Origin of the sequence: Agriterribacter sp., from assembly GCF_035445465.1 — a bacterium.
Lineage (GTDB): Bacteria > Bacteroidota > Bacteroidia > Chitinophagales > Chitinophagaceae > Agriterribacter.
Genome location: NZ_DAOMQT010000074.1, coordinates 1 through 16,015, shown reverse-complemented (window position 1 = coordinate 16,015; position 16,015 = coordinate 1). Strand labels below are relative to the sequence as shown.

At 41.8% G+C, this 16,015-nt stretch carries 12 protein-coding genes, 1 tRNA gene and 1 pseudogene; 4 read left to right on the top strand and 10 right to left on the bottom strand.

Annotated features, from left to right (window positions below; all coding sequences use genetic code 11):
* Positions 1-13: 13 nt before the first annotated feature.
* The 7 genes from PLE34_RS20180 to PLE34_RS20150 form a co-directional block, all read right to left on the bottom strand.
* Complete coding sequence (locus PLE34_RS20180; RefSeq protein WP_324559961.1) at positions 14-730, bottom strand: PRTRC system protein B; 717 nt, start codon at positions 728-730, stop codon at positions 14-16.
* Positions 731-741: 11 nt separating this feature from the next.
* Positions 742-1,899: a hypothetical protein gene (locus tag PLE34_RS20175; RefSeq protein ID WP_324559959.1), complete on the bottom strand. Its 1,158-nt coding sequence runs from the start codon at positions 1,897-1,899 to the stop codon at positions 742-744.
* Positions 1,900-1,916: 17 nt separating this feature from the next.
* Positions 1,917-2,135, bottom strand: coding sequence for a PRTRC system protein C (locus PLE34_RS20170; RefSeq protein WP_324556489.1), 219 nt, complete (start codon positions 2,133-2,135; stop codon positions 1,917-1,919).
* A gap of 25 nt (positions 2,136-2,160) precedes the next feature.
* Positions 2,161-2,799, bottom strand: a complete 639-nt coding sequence (locus PLE34_RS20165; protein WP_324559957.1) for a PRTRC system protein E — start codon at positions 2,797-2,799, stop codon at positions 2,161-2,163.
* Between the two features lie 81 nt (positions 2,800-2,880).
* Positions 2,881-3,549 carry a DUF8835 domain-containing pootine gene (locus PLE34_RS20160; protein WP_324556493.1) on the bottom strand — a complete coding sequence of 223 codons (669 nt, stop codon included), beginning with the start codon at positions 3,547-3,549 and terminating at the stop codon, positions 2,881-2,883.
* A gap of 51 nt (positions 3,550-3,600) precedes the next feature.
* A complete protein-coding gene (locus tag PLE34_RS20155) occupies positions 3,601-4,674 on the bottom strand; it encodes a DUF932 domain-containing protein (protein WP_324559955.1) in 1,074 nt (357 codons plus the stop codon).
* Between the two features lie 47 nt (positions 4,675-4,721).
* Positions 4,722-5,114, bottom strand: coding sequence for a single-stranded DNA-binding protein (locus tag PLE34_RS20150; protein WP_324559953.1), 393 nt, complete (start codon positions 5,112-5,114; stop codon positions 4,722-4,724).
* Positions 5,115-5,803: 689 nt separating this feature from the next.
* Between PLE34_RS20150 and PLE34_RS20145 the strand changes: the two genes are divergently transcribed.
* From PLE34_RS20145 to PLE34_RS21935, 3 genes and pseudogenes are all read left to right on the top strand, one after another.
* Positions 5,804-5,971 carry a hypothetical protein gene (locus PLE34_RS20145; protein ID WP_324559951.1) on the top strand — a complete coding sequence of 56 codons (168 nt, stop codon included), beginning with the start codon at positions 5,804-5,806 and terminating at the stop codon, positions 5,969-5,971.
* Entirely contained in the window at positions 5,968-7,440 is a 1,473-nt protein-coding gene (locus tag PLE34_RS20140) for a recombinase family protein (protein WP_324559949.1), read from the top strand. Before PLE34_RS20145 ends, PLE34_RS20140 begins: the two co-directional genes overlap by 4 nt.
* A 487-nt stretch (positions 7,441-7,927) precedes the next feature.
* A pseudogene (locus PLE34_RS21935) lies at positions 7,928-8,953 on the top strand (recombinase family protein); the annotation flags it as partial.
* A 526-nt stretch (positions 8,954-9,479) separates the two neighbouring features.
* On the opposite strand, the gene PLE34_RS20135 reads toward PLE34_RS21935, so the two are convergent.
* Positions 9,480-9,553, bottom strand: a tRNA-Pro gene (locus PLE34_RS20135).
* A 54-nt stretch (positions 9,554-9,607) separates the two neighbouring features.
* Positions 9,608-12,589 carry an AsmA-like C-terminal region-containing protein gene (locus tag PLE34_RS20130; RefSeq protein ID WP_324559947.1) on the bottom strand — a complete coding sequence of 994 codons (2,982 nt, stop codon included), beginning with the start codon at positions 12,587-12,589 and terminating at the stop codon, positions 9,608-9,610.
* A 171-nt stretch (positions 12,590-12,760) separates the two neighbouring features.
* Between PLE34_RS20130 and PLE34_RS20125 the strand changes: the two genes are divergently transcribed.
* Entirely contained in the window at positions 12,761-13,372 is a 612-nt protein-coding gene (locus PLE34_RS20125) for a TrmH family RNA methyltransferase (protein WP_324559945.1), read from the top strand.
* 951 nt (positions 13,373-14,323) lie between these two features.
* Here the strand turns inward: PLE34_RS20125 and PLE34_RS20120 are convergent.
* Positions 14,324-15,673: an exonuclease domain-containing protein gene (locus PLE34_RS20120; RefSeq protein WP_324559942.1), complete on the bottom strand. Its 1,350-nt coding sequence runs from the start codon at positions 15,671-15,673 to the stop codon at positions 14,324-14,326.
* Positions 15,674-16,015 lie beyond the last annotated feature (342 nt).

Here is a 16,015-nt window from a genome sequence, read left to right as displayed (position 1 = left end):
ATTCTATCACTATTCATGGCAGTAAGTTTTTAAGTGTCCGGTTTGCCTTTTTCAACACTTCTTTGGGAAAGGGTTTTTCGGTACCAATAAGCTCTTTCCAAAGACTTACACAGTTGCCCTTAACCGGGTTATGATTTTGCATCAGGTGGCTGAAATAACTATTAAAAAAATAGCTTTCCCATTCTGCCGTAAACCCTTCAACTGATGCGGAGCTTTTAATATTGACGCTTACTGTTCCCATACATACATTGCCATTTTCATACACATTAAAAAATGGAGCATAGTACAGTTTGGTTTTTTGCGTTGGTCTCCTGTCAGATGAAAGGGCAAAAACAATAAGTTTGTTCCTGTCTGCATACCAAAGCAGGGCGGGTATTTCCGCTATGCCGTTGGAAATTTCAAGATTTTCAGTAAAGAATATTTTTATTTTTTTTGATTTGCTGTACCACAATAGCGAACCATTTTCGCTTGGGTTAATATAGAGTACATTGGTTGGCAAAATACCTTCAGGCTTTAAAAAAGCTTTACTCTTTTCCTTGTCTGTAATGAGTGCCTTTGCCAGTATATTAGCTTCTCTTATGGTTAACGGGTGGGCATTGACAGGGTTGCCATTGCTGTCCATGTCAAAATGCTCTACATAAGTATCGCTTCCGGTTCCTTTAGTTTGGTAAACAACCAAAGCCGATACAGGATGGTAAAGTGCTGCGAAGCTGTTGGTAATATCCTTCATCTTACTTCTGTTTAAAAATTGTTCAGTAAATACGCCAGTTCTTCCAAAAGAGCAAAGAGACGATTTTCAAAATCAAGATTGTTATTGGATGCAATCTCTTTTCCCTTAAATATTTTGGTAATAATCGGTTCCTCCATTTGCCCATATTCCTGTAGTTCCGTGTTCACGCACTGCTTAAGGTTCTCATTCAGCCATCCCTTACCATCTGCACTAAAGGAAACATATTTGTCCATCGTTAGCACATAATCTAAGTTTTCATCCTCTGCTTCGCCGTTGATCTTAGCATTTCTAAAAATGGTAGCATCAGGATATTTTTTATACAGGCAAAATGCCTCGCTTGCCAGTTCCCAACAATCATTCTCAAAAGCATCTTTGCCGTTAAAGTTTTTCAGGCGTTGTTTGAATATCTCTAAATTTACAGGATTGCATATCTTTTGTTCCATACGGTTTCCTATCCATTCAGCCTGCTGTAGTTCACTCAGGTAGCTGTTTGTTTCATCTGTATAATCATCACCCAATACCCATTCTTTCAGCATTTCATATTGCCAGTATAGAAAACTATTCTCCTGCCGGTAATAGGGTACATCTGCTATATGATACAGGTAGGAGCAAACAGATAAAAGCAAATGGGCGGCTTTTTTGCGCTGCGGATTTTTTAATAACCCGAACAACGGCACTACCGGAATATAATACAGGGTTGTACCTGTGTTATACCGCTCTGTGCTTGTAAGAAATGTTTTCCTGCTGTTCTGCAACAGGCGGATTTCTTCCCAATCCCTCACTTTCTCCTTTAACTGTTTGCCTGCATCATCCAAGGCAAGTGCAATATTGTAGGGATAACCATACTGTTTTGTCTGCATAGCCTGCAAGCCGTAATGCGCTGCCAGTTGGGAAAGGGACTGGTAAAAATCTCTTTCCGTTTTTGCTGATTTCCCGGCGGACTGTACGGTTTGCGGTTCTTTCAGTTTGGGCAGGAATGAACACCTTAGAAAACCATTGGCAGCATGGCTACCGGCAGGGATTGCTGTTTGTCCTTTTGTGTCTCGCCTGCATCCTTTGGTCTCTGCATCCAGTCTGCGAACTGCCCCAACTGTTTGTGTAACTGGCGTTGTTTTTGTTGTTGGGGTATTTTGATTGTACCTGATATGATATTGCGTTGCATAGTACATTACTTTGGATTTTTGGTTTAGCCTTTAGTACCCATCACACTTTCAAACCTGTACTGTAACCTGTCCTCGCGGATTAGGGGTGCAGATACTTTTGCTGTGGTGAGGATAGGATAAGTATTGGCATAAAAATTCATGACGGCTTCCACGCTCCATTGGGGTTCAGGGTCTGTCAACCGTATTTGCTGTCCTTTATCTTCAAATAGAAAAACTCTTTCTAACTGTGTTGCTAATAACATGACTATCTTTTTTAGGTTAAATAATTTACTCCGCTTCGTTATCGTCATCCCAATTTTCACTGTCCTCATCGGGCATTGGTTCGTCATCGGGATTTTCTTCTACAGTGTTATCTTCCGGCGGTTGTTCAGTCGCGGTTACTTCTTGTGTTGCACCAAACAAATCAGGCACGAACTTGCCGGAAAGGGCAGATTTCCGTTTGCGGATAGTTTCAGCCTGCTGAGGAAAAACAGAAGGGTCTGGCACTTTCATCCACGCATCCTTAAACCTGCCTTCCTTTTCCAGTTCATCCACTTTTTGCATGGCTTCTTTATACTTTTTCTCTCTTTCTTCCTTTGCCTTTTTTTCCTTATCGGCTTTCTCCTTCACCATTGCGGATTGCTTTTTGGCTTCTTCCAATTGTTTCATAAAGACTTCCATATTGTCCATTAAACCCGAAGCCGTTTGTATGGGATTGGTTATCTTCTCAAAAAAACCTGCGTCCAGTTCCCGGGCTGTTCCCCGAAGATTGAATGGCGGTATCAGGCGTTTTGCGCTATCTGCGCATTGTTCATTTTGAAGCATCACAGAAACAATCATGTTGCTTTCTGCTCCCTTGGAAATAGTCAGATGCAAATCACCTGTAATATTTAGTGCTGCTATCTGATTGAAAAAATTTGCGTTCATTGTTTTAAATTTTAGCTGTTCTTTAATTGCTCTTTCATTTTGCTGTATCTTTTCGTGCATTTCAGTCAGGTATGCGGCGTTTTACCCGTTCTGCCCTGCCAGTTTCTCTATACAGAAGCCGGGATATCCATCTGCGGTAAAACTGTACCCGTTGGCTTTAATTGTTTCTGTTATCGCTGCATCGCTGGTGAGGTATTCATACGCTTTTTGAAGTGCGGTAAATAAAAAGTGATTGAGCTGTTCGCATACGTCGGTTATGTCTTCTTCCAAACGGGATAATTCATCCTCAATACAATTGTAGTTCCCGCACCTGTTGTAAGAAAAGTTCAGGTCTATCGAAACATTGACAGAAGTTTCTCTGTTGGTTGGCTCTACCTTTGCCCATGTATCAATAATATCCCGCTGAATCAAGTCCAGTACTCGCCTGTCAATATTTATTACCGGAAAATCCAGTTCAGCTTTGGGTGCATATGCTTTCCATGCCATCTCTTTTACTCCCTGCAATAGTTTTATGATATTAACGGAAGCTGTGTAGCTGCTGCCCTGTCCCTGATGGTAGAAGCCACAGAAATAGGTTTTTTTCAGGTCAACTGTAACCCCAACATATTCCGCAATGGTTTTAAAATCATCATACACAAAATCCCACCATCTGTAGTCGGTATTTATATCCCTCATTTTATCAAGGGCTGTTTCCTTAGCCTCCTCTTTTAGTTCCGAAAACTGATACAGTTTGATCGTTACCTGTTTCATAACTGCTGTTTTTAACAGGCTACCACCTTTGCAGGCGGTAGCCTGTGGTTATCAATTAAAGCTGAAAATTTCCGCTCCATCTCGCGCGAATGCCGTGCACAGTTCAAAAGCCTTTTGCGTTTTAAGTTGCGCCGTACCACCCATTACAATGGATTGCAGTTTGGCTTCATCGTCTTTGTAACTGCGTACATTCTGGTAGTATCCTGTTACAGCATTGTATGCGCCAAACAGTGTGCCTTTGGTAGTAGTCATTTGCTGGCAATCGCTTATCATCCCATAAGCAAAAGCATCTTCAACGGTGTTTTTGAACACGGTGGAAATTTCATCGTCCGAACCTTTTTTTAGTAAATCCAATGTTTCCCTGTTCGGGCAAAGTGCCAACTGTATCAGCTTTTTTACTTCATGGTCGGTTACTTCAATCGTTGTCCAATGGTTGAAAATATCCTCCAGTTGATTGCTCAATGTATTTGCCAGTCCCATTACCCTATGCGCATTCTCCAAACGTTGTTTTGCCCCTGCGGTATGCTTGATGCGTACAACATTGCTCATGTTGTGCAGTGAAGCGTTAAGGGTGTTTTGGCAAACGATACGTATAGGCGTAAACGCCGCTGTAATGCTTCCGCTGCCATCGTGTGAGGTTGTCAAAAAGATATACTTCTCGGTAATATCATCACCATTGCCTACACGTATATAATCGGGTAGTTTAGCGGTGATAAATGTGCGCTCACCATTGCCTAATGCTCCGGCGGTCTCATAAAGAATCCCATCGCCACCACCCACTATAGCATCAAAAAAGGCGAAGGCTTCACGGTTCTGTACGATATGATAGTCGCTACCCACTACGCCTAATACTGCATTGTTGTCGGTGCGTATGTTGGCAAAATAATCAGGTACACTGATTTCCTTGTCTCTCATTTCTATACCGTCTGTGCGCTGGATAATGCCTGTGCCTTTGGTGTAAATAGGGGCTTTTATTACCTCATAGTCAAGTCCTGCATGTTTGACGGCCTCTCCGCTTGTGGGGTAATCCTGTACGATTTGCCCTAAGCCGTGCCATGCCTTTTGCTGTACGCTGAAGAAACTGTATCTGCCTGTTGTTTCGTTGAAATTCAGATTGTGTGCCATGATGTATTGATTTAAAAGTTTGAAAAAAAATGATTGATGGTTGTTGGTTAAAAAGGCAGGTCGTCTGCTGCTTCCAGTGGGATAAGCTGGGTGTCACTCACTTTAGCAGTAGCCTGCAGGGTTTCAGGTTTTTTGCTACCTCCGTGAATTTTAATTTGTGAAACATGGTAGTTTAGTGCGGCTTTTGGCTCGCCGTCTTTACCCATCCATGCCCTTGCGCTAACCCTTCCGGTGAGTTCTGCCAGTGTTCCTTTTTTAAGCACCCTGGCTACGCTTGTGCTTATCCAGTATGAGCAGTCTAAATAGGTGGATTGCTCAACACGTTCCCCCTGCTTGTTTCTGTAGCTGTCGTTAATAGCTATAGAAAAGTTTACTACCTGCTTGTCCTGTGACGTTGTGCGGATTTGTGCATCCCGTGTCAGTCGTCCGATAATGTTCATGATGTTTGATTTAAAAGTTTTACAATTTTGTTACGCTTGCTTTTCCTGTTTCCCGCTGTGTTGTGCTTTGCTCCGCTTCGCCTCGCAAATCATTTTTCCAAAAGAAAAACCGGAAAAAAGAAAGCAGCAGGAAGAGATGGGCAAATGGTGAAGCCAAAAGGAAACTGAATAAAAGATGGCTTTGTGCGTAAGGGAAATGCCATGCCGCTTACAATAGATATGTCATGGCATGTGTTTATGCGGTAGTCTTTTGGCTTCACCCAAGGATTTGTGCTGGAGCTTGCCCATCCCAACTTAGCTGCCTTTTTACCGGTTGATTTGGAAAATGTACCCAGTAATTATTTTCTCTGATCTTAATATCCAGGCTATGAAAGCCTGGTGATAGAGATTTGAAAAATGTTTTGAAGTGCTTAGCGTATAGCAACATTTTTCAATTTTCTATCTGTTATGATCTTCAAAGCTCTTTTACGGGCGGGCTTGTGTGTTGCTTAAATGTGCTTTGAAGATTATTCAGAAATAAGTAATGCCAATTATTTTATCAAAAAAAAGGGTTTAATAATTAAAAAAGGGGCTAATTAAATAACAACTATTTAAAGACAAGTACTTCCTGAAGATGACAGATGAAGACAATATTCTTTGCTATATAACACTCGTAATTACTTTCAAGTTTCTGTAAATTATTGAAGAAGATGTATGAGCAAAAAACAGCGTTACGGCAAACAAAACTGACTCCTGAAAAACTATTAAAAATGATTAAAGGAGAAGAAGCAGGTATGAGCAATGAGGAGGCCGCAAGCCTACTACTGTTTCTCAGAAAGCTGGCTCGTATAGTTGTTAACAAATACCTGGAGCAATGAAAATGAATAGAGAGCCGGTAGCTGATCTGTACATCCGAGTGAGCACCGATGAACAGGCCGACAAGGGATATTCTCAACGGAATCAGGAAGAGATGCTACGGAAGTATTGTGACAATCATTCAATAGAAGTGCGTGACATCATCTATGAAGATCATTCGGCAAAAACATTTAACAGACCTGAGTGGAAAAAGCTGCTCCATCATTTAAGAAAGAACAGGAATAAAACCGACCTGATCCTTTTCACAAAGTGGGATCGTTTCAGTCGTAATGCAGGAGATGCCTACCAGATGATCAATGAACTGCGTGATCTTAACGTAGAGCCACAAGCGATTGAGCAACCTTTAGACCTTTCTATTCCTGAAAACAAGATGATGCTGGCATTTTATCTTGCTGCACCTGAAGTAGAGAATGACCGGCGTGCACTGAATGTTTTCTATGGAATGCGCCGGGCAAGGAAAGAAGGACGGTATATGGGACTGGCACCGGTGGCTTATAAGAACAAAGTTGATGAAAGCGGAAATAAATACATAGCCCCAAAAGAACCCGATGCATCAATTTTGCGCTGGGCATTTGAGCAACTTGCAACAGGGGTATATAATACGGAACAGGTTTGGAAAAAGACCAAGGGAAAAGGGCTAAAATGCAGTAAAAATGCCTTCTGGCAGGTAATCAGAAATCCATTGTACTATGGGAAAATTTTCATACCAAAATTTAAGGATGAGGAGAGCTGCCTGGTACAAGGGCAACATGAGCCTATTATTACGGAAGAACTCTTTGAAAAAGTTCAGTATGTCCTGGATGGTCGCGGAAGAAAGTACCGTTCTAAAATCCAGACACGTAGTGAATTTCCATTAAGAGGTTTTCTGATCTGCCCGAAGTGCGGAAAAATACTGACCGGGAGTAAATCAAAAGGTTGTACCCGTTACTATGCATATTATCATTGCAGGAAGGGATGTTCTTACAGAATACAAACACAAGAAATGAGCGATGCACTTGAACAGGAATTGCAAGGATATATTCCCTCTGAAGAAATTTTAGATGTTTTCCACGTTCTGATTGCAGAAACCTATAATGACCTGACCAGAGATGTACAGGCTTACAGAAGGCAAGTACTGAGCCAGGTAAAAGATTATGAGAACAGAATTGCTCATATAAAAGATCTGCTGGCAACCAATAAAATTGATCCATCGGATTATCTTGAAATTAAAACGCGATACAGTTCATCATTGGAACAACTGAACACTACATTGAATAGTCTTAATGACAAGTCTCCCAGCTTGGAAACCTTGTTATGCAGGGATATCAAGTCTGTTATGAAACTGGATAAAATATTCAGAAACGGAAATGATGAAGATGCAAGAGCAGTAATAAGCATGTTATACCCGGAAAAGATTATTTACAATGAAGCGGGTTTTGGGAGTTCGAAAGTGAATGCAGTTATTAAATACAGCTATCACTATACAGTTTAGGTTGATACTATGCAAGATAGTATAGCACTATTTTAGCGTTCGCAAAAACATCCTGATAGGGGTGTTTTTTTTATGGTTAAACTCACCCGCAAGTCGTAAGGTCAGGTCTGCACTATAATTTATTATTCTGCTGCTTTTTCTTTCTGCCGATCCCTGAGTGTTACTTCCAAATTCTGTGCTGCCATATGCACTGCTGATAAAGTGATTGCAACGCAACGAGGATGCTATGAAAAACCAATGCCGGTATCATTCAAATGGCTATGTCGCTTTTGGCGTTACTATAAAGGTTAAGTTTAATATCCGGGAAAAAAACTGCTGAAAATATAGCTGAAAATGTGGCTTAATAACAGCTAAAATCAGTAATTTAGTACCACTAAATGCCAATTACAGCCACGATATACCACCTACAGGAACGATAACATCTTCATTCAGATTTAAGAGACGGACATTTTATTTCAATAGGGACAATCTATACTCTCAGGTGTATATGATGGCAATTATTAATGATTGTAAAACAAGCGTTATGAAATATATCGCAGACCTATACATACGGGTAAGTACCGATGAACAGGCGGACAAAGGCTATTCTCAACGCAACCAGGAGGAGATGTTGAGAAAATATTGCGTCAATCAATCTATAGACATCCGCAACGTGATTTATGAGGATCATTCGGCTAAATCCTTTAATCGCCCGGAGTGGAAGCGGCTTATACAAGGACTGAAAAAAAGAAAGCATGATGTAAACCTTGTACTGTTTACCAAATGGGATCGTTTCAGCCGTAACGCCGGTGATGCTTATCAAATGATCAATGTACTACGTGGATTTGGAGTAGAGCCACAAGCCATTGAGCAGCCACTGGATTTATCCATACCTGAAAACAAAATGATGCTGGCATTTTATCTCGCGGCACCGGAAGTCGAAAATGACCGCAGGGCGCTGAATGTTTTCTACGGGATGAGACGTGCAAGAAAAGAGGGGCGCTATATGGGGCTTGCACCATTGGCATACATAAACAAAACAGAGGAAAACGGGAAAAAATATATAGCCCCTAAGGAGCCGGATGCATCCATTTTGCGATGGGGTTTTGAAGAAATGTCCAGGAGGCTTTTTAATACGGAGCAGGTATGGCGTATGACCAGGAAAAAAGGATTAAAATGCAGTAAAAGCAGGTTCTACCAGGTAATCAGGAATCCTGTTTATTGTGGAAAGATTTATATACCCCAATTTAAAGATGAAGAAAGCCGTTTTGTGCAGGGGTATCATCAGCCTATAATTTCCGAATCGCTTTTTTATGAGGTGCAGGATGTGTTGGATGGACGCGGAAGGCAGTATCGCCCCAAATATAAAACACTTGACGAGTTCCCAATGAGAGGTTTTTTAATCTGTCCTGATTGCGGGAAGGTGCTAACCGGCAGTAAATCAAAAGGGCATACGCGCTACTATGCCTATTATCATTGTGTAAAAGGATGCAAACACCGGGTAAATGCAGAAACTGTAAATGAAGCAATAGTGCAGGATTTGCAGCACTTTATTCCAACAATTGAAGACCCGGCATCTTACCAGGAAGTGATATCGAAGGAATATCTTGAACAGACCAGGGAAGTACAAACCGAAAAGAAACAAATTCTGCATCAAATTAAAGACTATGAAGACAGGCTTTCGCACACGAGGGATCTTTTAGCAACCCGGCAAATAGATGCTTCAGATTACCGGGATATGAAATCTGAGTACAGCGCTAAAATATCAATATTGGAAATACAGCTAACCAGACTAAATCACGATGTAGACGACATACAAAATATGATACAGAGAGGGGTGGCTAAAATTATAGAACTAAAAAATATGGTTGAGGAGAAAAGGTTGACTGAAATCAGAAATGATATTAGTTCGATCTACCCCGAAAAAATCGTTTTTTGTGACAGCGAAGTTCGAACTGCCAGGCGGAACGAGTTTATACAATATATCAACCTGATAAACAAGAAATTAAGGGCAACAAAAAACGGGACAAAGGTAGATATTTCTACTTTGTCCCGTCAAGTCGGGATGACAGGATTCGAACCTGCGACCCCGTCGTCCCGAACGACGTACGCTACCGGGCTGCGCTACATCCCGAATGATTTTCCGGCGCAGCAAAAATATTGTGAAAATATTGTTCCGGCAAATTCATTATTCTTTCCTGGCTGTATCTTTCGCGGGCTTCTTTTTAAGCAGGTCTTTCAGCGTGTTTTTTACGGCCTCTTCCGCGTTTTTCCTGGTATCCTCTAATGGCTTCCCGGAATCGGCGCTGTCTTTTTTGCCGCCGAGTAATTGTTTGGCCACTTCTTCCTTCAGGTCTTTAACCACCTCATCTTTTATGGATTTGGCAGAATCCTGTAAGGTTTTTTTCGCACTGTCTATTTTCTGCTGCGCAAAATCGGCGGCCTGCTGCTTCATATCGGCAACGGCATCGCCGGCCGCTTCTGTAAGGTCGGTTTTAATTTGCGGATTGCTGATGGTGCCGCCCATTTTGATGTTCAGGTTAATGTAATCGCTGAGTTTAACCGGAATGCCCTTACTGCTTGCCTGTTGTGCCAGGTTGTTGATCAGCGCGTTGCCCTGCGTACCGATCAGGCTGCGGGGGAGCTTCATGCCAATGGCGTAGTTAATGGATTGATCTAACCCGTGCATACCGCCTATTTCCATATCAATGTCTTTTACCTTTACATGAAAGGGCTGAACCAGTACTTTACCGTTGGCGAACTCGAAATAGGTTTTAATATCTTTCAGGGTTAACCCGTTCAGTTCAGCAACATTCAGTGTTTGGGCTACCTTTTCCAAAGGAGCGAATTTCTTTAAAACGCCTTCTAACAGCAACAGGTTACCCTTACCTGTTAGTGTGCTTAATACAGGACTCATATCGCTCCCTAATTTACCATTCAATGTTAACTGGGAAGAGATAACACCGGAAATAAATTTCCCTATGGGCATTAGTTGCTGAACGGTATTAAAGGCGTAGAATGTTTTTTCTACGTTCAGTTCCTTCACATCATAGGTTAAGGAAATTGCCGGGTTTTTTTTATCGGTTTTGGTAGCGTAGGAGCCATTCAAACCAATTTTCCCGTCTAAAGCGTCCATCTGCAGGTTTTGCAGCGATACGGTTTCATCTTTGATCACTACACTGCCTTTCAGGTTATGGTAACTGGTTTTATCGTAGGTAAGCTCATCTATAGCGGCCTGTAAGGTAAAAGCCACGTTTTTAGGAACGGTAAAGGGTTCAGATGATGATGTGCCCGTTCCCGCAGCGCTGTCGGTAGCCGTGGCCGCCGTTTCCGTACCCATAAAGTCGTTCAGGTTCAGCTTATCGGCATGCACCTGTAAGCTGCCTGCAACAGGTTCATCCTTCAGCGCGTACCCTATAGCGTTATCAATGGCGCCGCTGGCGGTAATATGCGACTTAAGGTACTGTGCTTTCAGGCTGTTGAGTGTAATATTTTTCGGGTTGAAGGTAAAAGCGGCATTGCTGATGTTGATACCCGTGGGGTAATCTTTGCTGGCATATTGCATATCCGCAACATTTAGCATACCCGAAAGGTTGATCTTGTCATAAGCTTCTTTATCAATATCCGTTTTATTGCCCTTAAAAGCAATATTGGCGGAAAGCAGGCCTGATAATGTGGTGCCGGGCTCAAAGCTGGTGAACTGCGCCGCATTGGCCAGGTTGAATTTGCCCTTTGCGCTGCCATCGAAAGAAAGCGTTGTAGCAGGGTTTTTGATCAGCACATTAAAATCAATGGGGTCGCTACCTATTTCTATATGCGCGGCGGGTACATGAATAACCGTGTGATCTGCCACACCGTCCGGGTTATCGAATTTTACCTGGATATTGCTGTTGCGAACGGGCTGCGGAAAATCGCCGGAGGAATAATTGAGGTTAGTGATATTAATAAATCCATTGGCACTGAAAGGCCCGGGCTTTTGTTGGGTAATTACCGCCACGTTTCCCTTAGCCATGGCGTCTGCATCTAAAAGCCCGGATAATTTGGTGTCACCGCTTAGTTTTACAAACTGGGTAACCTGCGCCAGGTTTAGCTTACCTTTTATCCATGCGTCTATATACTGGTCGGTAACCGGTTTTTTTAACAGCAGCTTAAAATCAAAAGGATCATTGCCGAATTCTATATGTCCTTTGGAAAGATCTACCACGGTATTGTCGGTAATGCCATCGGGATTATCCACTTTTAAGGCTATCGTAATATTTTTTACAGGTTGGGGCAAATCGGGGTACTGGAAAAAACCATCCTCAATATTCAGGTTAATATTGTAGGCGGGCATTTTTACCGCGTTGTATTCTCCTTTTACAAAACCATTAAATATGGCTTTACCGCTGGTTTTAATTTTAGCGAAATCATTTTTATAGATAGCGGGCACTAACGATAACAGGGTTTTGAACTCGGTGGAAGGGGCGTTGAATTTGATATCCATTCCATACGTGGTATCGTTTACAAACTGGAAATAGCCTTCGGCCGACAATTTCAGATCGTTTAGTGCGATGTCATCTGTTTTGAATGTGTATTTATCATTCCTGTTATCTACCGCTATATCGGCATCTAATGTGGCCTTTGCGTTGATTAAGTAAGGGATTTTAGTATAGGTAAAAGATACCGACTCAGCCGATGTAGTTGTTTTCAGCGTAAAAAGATCAGCGGTAAAATCGCCGCTGCCGGAATGATCAAGGTGAAATATTTCACTGCTCATATCGCCGGGAATATCAATATAGCTGATATAACCATCTTTAATGGCGTATTTTTTAAGCTGGATATTGAAGCTGCTTTCTGCTTCCGGCGTGGCCGTGGTGGCGGTATCGGGTATGGTAATGTCCCAGTTAGCTTTGCCGTCTTTATTAACGATGGCGTGTATACGGGGCTCATCAATGGTAATGGAATATATTTTCATTTGATCGCCCCCAAAAAGGCTCATCAGGTTCAGCGCCACATCAATTTGTTTGGCAGCAATGAGGGTATCCTTCGAAAAAACGTCTTTGCCTGTTACCTGTAGCGCTTCCAGTGCAACCGCAAGACGGGGAAAATGCCGGAACAGGGAAATGTCAATATCTTTAAACTCAACATTCGCGTTCACATTTTTATTGATCTCCGTTTTGGCTATCTGCATGATTTTGCCTTTGAATGCAAACGGAAGGATAAAAGCAATAAGGATAAGGACTATGAGGACAATACCTGATATTTTAGCAATTTTTTTTAACATAACTTGTTTCCTGTCTTTTTAAATAAGTGAAAGCCGAAAATAACTATTTATATTTCAGGCTGTTTTAAATTTACAAATATGACGCCAGAAAGATATCAACGGCTGCTTCAGGTGCTCAATAAACGTCAAAACAATCTTGCTGTTGTGCTGGAAAACGTTTTTGATCCGCATAATATATCCGCTGTAATGCGCAGTTGCGATGCTGTGGGCATACAGGACATTTATGTGCTGAACAGTAAAATACCAAGGCATAAAAAATGGGGAGCAAAGAGTTCATCCAGCGCGGCCAAATGGCTCAGCATACACCAGTTTACGGATGTACAAGCCTGTTTTGATGAGTTGAGAAAGCGTTATGATAAAATATTAACTACGCATTTAAGCAGCGATGCGGCAGGAATATACGATATAGATTTTACGCAATCTCTTGCATTGGTTTTTGGTAATGAGCACGATGGTGTAAGCGAAGAAATAAGAGCCCTGGCGGATGGCAATTTTATTATTCCGCAGGTGGGTATTATAAAATCTTTAAATATTTCAGTAGCCTGCGCGGTTACCATGTATGAAGCTTACAGGCAAAAGCACAGGGCAGGTCATTATGATCAACAGTCCTTACCGGAGTTCCGCTATAATACTTTATTAAAGGAATGGGGTGTAATGCAGGGAGAGGTAAAGCAAAATAATGAGATTTAGAAAAGAAAACTATGCCGGAGGTTATGACAGATACTTTAAGCAAAAAAAAAGCAACAGAAAATGGAAAAAAGATTAAGGTTATGAAGGGGATTAGTTTAATCTGTGGCGCAAGGCGCCATACCATTTTCTGTTGCCAGATGTTGCAACGCTTTAAACGGACGGTTAAAACACATTGCCGGTCTTTCGCTTAGGATGTTGGATCGGGTGCTTTTGGTTAAGCGTGGTTTTTTACAGGATAAGGTAAGTGTTCATCACGGATATCGGATCTGTTTGGATAATTGGATTCAGATATTGGATAAGGATCATTGGATTTGTTACACAAAGAAACATCACTTCAGGTTGCTAAAAAATAGTGCGTGATACCATTGATCAGTCATTCTTCTTCTACAGCAGCGGATAATTACGATTCAATGCTGTTAAGGCTTTCCCCTTAGACTGCTGTATGCTGCATAATTTCATGCATAAATGTATAAGGCACAGTTATTTTCACATATACCGCAATTGAGGCCTGTACGTATTTTCATCACGCTTCGGTAAATCTACGTGAAACAGCCATACACTCAATAACAGCAACAGCCCACTAAAAATAGCTGCATTTTACTTTTAATTGATGTAGGATAACGGGAAGGCACCAGGAACAAAATGACAAATCACAAATTCGAAGAAAAAAATCCGAAATCCGAAACGAAATGCAACCAGAAACCACAAACGATAAATCACAAATCGGAAAATCCGAAGAAGAAAATCCGAAATCCGAAGGAGGGTGCACACCCTGTGCCCTGTAACTTGTGACTTGCACCCCGAAAGAAATACAAAGCATCAAGAACCAAATAACAAGAACCAAATAAAATCAAATACTAAACCCGAACACTAAAATTTTAAATCGAAGACAGATGCAATCATAAACCACAAACTATAAACTACAAATCCGGACTCACTACTCACTATTGACTATTCACTAAAATTCACCCTTTGCTTCGGATTGGTTTCGGCATAACGGTAAATCATATCCCGGATAAAATCATTGTCGTGGAAAGGCGTTAAAACCTTTTTCAGTTTTGCCACATCTTTTATCTTCATTTCCCGCGGAATATAGCCCATACCATAAAACTTCCCTTTTTCAATCAGCAAACAACTTTGTTGAGCATCTTCCACACCATCACCCAAAACCGCAAAAGTAGGCAGCTCATCATGCAGGGTCTGCAATGCCCTTTCTACCCGCTGGTTGTATATAACGGGCTCATCATATTGATCCGCGGAGTCGCCTGTTTCTTTTGTTTTGTCTACAAAGCAAAGCCTGGGCGAAAGCTGGTGGCGTTCTATCATATTCCATAGCAAACGGTAACCGTCCCATAATAATCCGAAAGTATGTACAGGATGGAGGTGCTTTCTTTTACGTTCAATGGCCAGCCGCGCATATCCCCGCTGGTCTTCAAAAACATATAAGCCATACTGGATGCTAACCTGTTTGCGGCTCGTGTTATAAATGGGCCACAGCTTTTTGATCTCGGTTTCCTCCAGTATGGCGGCCATAAGCTCCGTGCCACAAAGCTGGTAGCTTATGTCATGCACATTCCGGATGAATTCCTGCTTTTGCCGGCCTGCGCCGTTATGGGTGAAATGGCTGCTGATCCGCTGCTTTAAGTTCCTGGCTTTGCCTACATAGACCACCTTGCCTTTTTGATTCCTGAAATAATATACGCCGGGTTTCCGGGGCAGTTGCTCAATCTGTTCCTTTGGCAGGTGGAGGGGCAGGTACTGTTCTTTGGATGATTTTTTGAGAAATTGCTCTATATGCGGCTGCGCGTTATGATGCAGCAGCATTTCAAATAATTGAACGGTAGCCCATGCATCTCCTCCCGCACGGTGGCGGTTTTCAATGGGTATCCGCAGGGAGCGGCAAATATTACCCAAACTGTAGGAGGGGAGCGCCGTAAATACTTTTCGGGTGAGCCTTACCGTACATAATTTTTTAGCGCTCAGCTCATAGCCGCACTGCAGCAGTTGGTGCTTTAAAAAGGAGTAATCAAAATTCACATTATGGGCTATGAATACTTTATCGTTAAGCAATGCAAACAGTTGTGCTGCCACTTCCTCAAAAGAAGGCGCATCAGCCACCATTGCATCGGTAATGCCTGTCATGGTTTGTATAAAATAGGGGATAGGCTGTAAAGGGTTCACCAGCGTTTCAAAATGGTCAATCACTTTTGTTCCGTCATGCACAAAAACGGCTATTTCCGTAATGCCGTTAGAGGCGGCGTACCCGCCTGTAGTTTCAATATCCACTATTGCGTAAATCAAAATCCTGCTTTTTTCGCTTAACTAAAGGTAAAATCCTTTATCCATTTTTGGCAAGATCTGTTCAAAAAGATTGATTATCAATTAAAAACAAAACATTTGCCACACTATATCCACAATAACGTACGGGGTGCACAATAAAGTGATTATCATACGCTGAAATTACTTAACTTCGGGTATCATTAATTGATTACGCAAGTACTATATATACAAATAGCGATATAACAGTATTACAACCTGGGCAACACCAATTGATAAATATTCCTACCCTCCTTTGAAAGCTTTATATAATCCGGTCCTGATTTTTTCATCTTAAAATCATCAATTATGAAGCTTTTTAACTCA